Annotated in this window: 3 protein-coding genes; all 3 read right to left on the bottom strand. The window is 61.7% G+C overall.

All coding sequences use genetic code 11. The features are described from left to right. Positions 1–144: 144 nt before the first annotated feature. Complete coding sequence (locus BRX43_RS19810) at positions 145–2,196, bottom strand: TonB-dependent receptor (protein WP_125996770.1); 2,052 nt, start codon at positions 2,194–2,196, stop codon at positions 145–147. 3 nt (positions 2,197–2,199) lie between these two features. Continuing rightward, the gene (locus BRX43_RS19805; RefSeq protein ID WP_277600182.1) at positions 2,200–2,643 is read right to left on the bottom strand and encodes a YfiR family protein; all 444 of its coding nucleotides are present in this window, start codon (positions 2,641–2,643) and stop codon (positions 2,200–2,202) included. Between the two features lie 174 nt (positions 2,644–2,817). Beyond that, positions 2,818–4,217 (bottom strand): EAL domain-containing protein (locus tag BRX43_RS19800; protein WP_125996768.1); only part of this gene is annotated, 1,400 nt, incomplete at its 5' end.

Below are 4,217 nucleotides of genomic sequence, written 5' to 3'. Positions count from 1 at the left end.
AGTTTGGGCTGACAATAGGTATGAGCCATCTAGCACCTGAGCCGACGGTGGGTGTCGGCGTTTGCGGAATGACCGTTTTCAGCCGAGTGAATGGTTTATGCCGACGAACGCGGCCGAGCGGCTTATCACCGCCCTTAGCGACGTTTACAGCCGGGCACTCAAACCCAGGCGAACGCGCCGATCGGCAGGAATGGGCGAGGAGTAGACGCCGCGAGCCTTGGTCAGGTTCTCGCTCGCTACGTAAATCTCCGCCCCTCTGCCCAGCGCGCGTGTCAGCTTTGCATCGACGCTGACCGACGTTGGCACCTTGACTGAGATGAGGTTGGTGTCGGGAAGGAAGCTGCTCTGCCGGCTGGACGTTGCCAGATGAGCCACCACCGCTGCGGACCAGACGTCATCGGCATAATCGCCGGTTATGTTGGCGCGGTGGCGAGGCGTCGCCGCCTTGGGGAACAGAGCATAATAAGCAGCGTCCCGGTTAGCCGGAATGGTCTCGTCGATCCGGGCGAGGCTGTAATTAGCCGACCACCCAATTTTGGACTGGATGCGCCCGCTTGCAGACAGCTCGACGCCATGGCTGGTATAAGAACCGACATTGGCGAAGCGAGCGGCGGCGATCGGTTCAGGTGTGAAGACCAGTGTCACGTCGACCGCGCCGCCAGGTGAAGCGATCAGCCGATCGACTTGCGTGTAGAAAAGGGTGGCGTCCAGGCGCAGTCCCGAGGCGAAGCTGTGCGAATAGCCCGCCTCCACGCTGTCGACTACTACGGGCAGCAGGCGGGGATCGCCGACGAGATAGACCGGCACCGGCACGTCGGGTGCGGGGATGGCGACGTGCAGGCCGAGGTCAATCAGCGACGGGAGCTGCAGCCCGCGCCCGCCATTGAGACGCAAGCGGCCCTCCTCGCCGACCTGTATCGAACTTGCGACGTTGAAGCTGACCGGCGTGATAGTACGATTATACGCCGAGGCAGGATCAATCTGCGGCATGAGGATCGCCCCGCCCTGCTCCAACCACAATCGGTCGACCCGCGCCGCACCCGTCACCGTGATCCGGTCGGTTGGATGCAGGTCGACCATCCCGCTGAGTGCCGCGACCTTGTACCCAATCCGCGTCGAATACAGTCGCTCAGACGACAGTTGGTTGTCGCGGTATTCCAGGCCAACGCGAGCACTGCCGATTGCGCCCAGCCGTACCAAGGCGGAGCCCGTGGTGACGGAAATTCGGTTCTTTGCGCGCAGGTCCGCGACGGCGCTGTACGGATCTGTCACCGGGGTCGTGACCCCATAATCAGCTTGCAGCCAGTTCGTGTAGCTGCGCGCATTCAGGCTCCCCCATGGCGTATCATGGTTGACCAGCACGCCCAGGGTCTGGTTGCGGAACCGCTGCTCGGTCAGGATCTGGCTGGGCAAGAATTCTAGCTGGCGGTTGCCGCTGAGGCCGCCATTCAGCTCGATCGAGGTCCCGGTGCCGGCTTGCATGAACACTGTCGCGCTGAGTTGATCGGCTCCAACGCCGCGCGTCACGGGCGGCTGGTATAGTCGCGCCGGAATTCGGCGTTCATCCTCTTCCTGATGGCCTGCCGACACCCGCAACCCGATCCTGGACGTAAGCGGCAGCACGGCGGTCGCGCTGAGCCGCGCATAGCCGTGCGTCCCCCCCTCCAGGCGCGCGGTAAAGCGCGCGTCGGCGCTCAAGCGTTTGGTTACGATATTGACGACGCCGCTCGCGGCGTTGAACCCGAACAAGGCGCTTGCTGGCCCGCGCACCAGCTCGATCTGCTGAATCTCATCGAGCTGGACGCCCAGGAGGTTCCAGTTTGTCATGCCATAATGGTCAAGGTACACTTGCCGCCCGTCGACCAGCACCAGCAAGCGGGCATTATAGGTCTGCACACCACCCCGGATCGACACATCGCTTTGACCAGCGGTCCACCGGTTTACGTCGACGCCAACCTGCGCCTTGAGCAGATCGGGGACGTTCCTGGCAGGCGAGCGGGCGATCTCGTCGCTGGTGATAATGGTGACCGAGGCGGGTGCTTCCGAGGCACGCTGCGGCTTGCCCGTCACGCTGGTGGTGATGGGCTCACCAAATGCCTCGCTCAAAGAGGCATAGTCGACAATCTGCGCCTTGAGGCTGGCGGCGGGCATGACCACGGCAAGCGTGTAGGCAATCGAGATATAAAGCGCGCGCACGGATCAGACTTCCTTGACGAGCATGAGGAATGCCGAGCCGAAGCGGATGCGACTGCGTCGCGCGGCCTCCTTGCTGACTACGATCTGCGTTTTAGCGCCTTCGGTGATCCCTACCACGCAGCGTCCCGCGACGACGCAGCCAGTATCCGACGTTATCGTCAGAATGGCCTGCTCACTGGCCGTTTCGGCAAGATCGTTCTGGTAGCTACGTAAACCTGAGGTGACAAAGGCCGCTCGCGTTCCTGACATTTGTGCAAGGTTGGACACTGCAACACGGCGAGTGCGGATCAGGGCACGACCGCTAACCGCGCTTCTTGCAAGCGACCGCTCCATCGCCGAAGCCTCGGCCTCCGATTCGTTGTTCCCAGGCTGATAAACGATGGCAACCGGGACAACCCCTGAGGGCGGCGGCTGTACGAACGAAAGGACGCGCGCAGCAACGGGCACGTTTAGAACCGCGGATGGAGCCGACGAAGCAGGCCATAACAGTGTGGAAAAGCAGGCGCCGGTGATCAGAGATATTTGCTTCACGACGTTCCCATCAGTTCCAAGCTCGTCACGCAGTGCTCGAGCCTCCCCCGCCTAGACATCAATGATGAACAAACACCTGAGATCGGGATCCTACGCGGCCGCGCGAGGCTGCAAATCGATAAGAGAAAGGGTATGATCGACGCAGGCAGGCTTGCCGAACAGCCAGCCTTGTCCCTGCGTGCAGCCCTTGCGCGAAAGCATCTCAGCTGCGGCTGCGTCCTCGATTCCCTCAGCAGTAATCTTCATGTCGAAGCTGAATGCCAGTCCGAGGATGGCATCGACAAGCTTCTCGCTTTCTACGCTTGTTGCAAGTGACTTAACGAAGATCTGATCGATCTTGATCTTATCGAACTTCAGCCGGCGTAGGTTGGAAAGGCTTGAATAGCCGGTGCCGAAATCATCGAGCGCGATTGACACACCACTCGCGCGAAAGGTTTGCAATACGCGTTCCGCCGTTGCAACGTCGTCCATCACCGCATCCTCGGTGATCTCGATCTCTATGCGGCTCGGCCGGACGCCGGCCACCTTGATGATTTCGATTAGCGTCTCAGCAAGACGAGGTTCCTCCAGCTGGGTCGGCGATATGTTGATCGCCAGTCGCAGATGTTCCGGCATCATCAAGGCGTCTGAACATGCCTGACGAAGTAGCGCTTGGGTCATGTCAGTAATCTGCCCGCTCCTCTCAGCGATGCGGAGGAAGCGATCCGGCGTCAGCAATCCCAGCCGTGGGTGCTGCCACCGTGCGAGCACTTCGAAGCCGCAGAGCGCTTGATCAGCCAGTCGGACGATCGGCTGATAATAGGGACGCAACTCGCCGTTCGATATCCCGACGCGCAGCTCGTCCTCCAGCCGCCGCTGTTCGAGCCGCTGCTGCTCCATCCACGGCGCGAACAGGCATACGCCGCGGCCAGGATTGCGCTTGGCTTCGTACATCGCAATATCAGCGGCGTGCAGCAACTCGCTCGGCTTCGTCCCATCGGCTGGGAAGCACGAAACGCCGACGCTGGCACCAACGCTGATCCTGTTCGCACGCCAGGATAAAGGCTGACACAGCGCCTGCCGCGCACGCTCGAGCGATGCCGGGGAGATTGATTCACCTTGACCGAGGTCGCCAGGGAGCAGAACCGCAAACTCATCGCCCCCTAGCCGCGCGATGATACCACCCGGTTCGAAGCTGGTCCGTAAGCGCTGTCCGACGGTAGTGAGAACCGCATCGCCGGCTGCATGGCCGTAGGTGTCGTTGACGCCCTTGAAACCATTGAGATCGATCAGCACGATCGTGAGGCAGGCCCTTTCTGCGCCGCCCGCTTCGATCAATGTTTGCAACTCTTCGCCAAACACGCGGCGATTGAACAGCCCGGTCAGCGGATCGGTACGCGCGAGCTGCAACGCCTCTTGCTCGGCCTGATCCCTCCGCCTGATCTCCGACCGGAGCTGCTTGCCGCGCTCGGCTGCGAGCGCCAGCCAGATGTAGGACAGCCCCGCCACGA

The organism is Sphingomonas sp. S-NIH.Pt15_0812 (genome assembly GCF_003951315.1).
GTDB lineage: Bacteria > Pseudomonadota > Alphaproteobacteria > Sphingomonadales > Sphingomonadaceae > Sphingomonas.
This window is presented reverse-complemented; position numbering and strand designations above follow the sequence as displayed.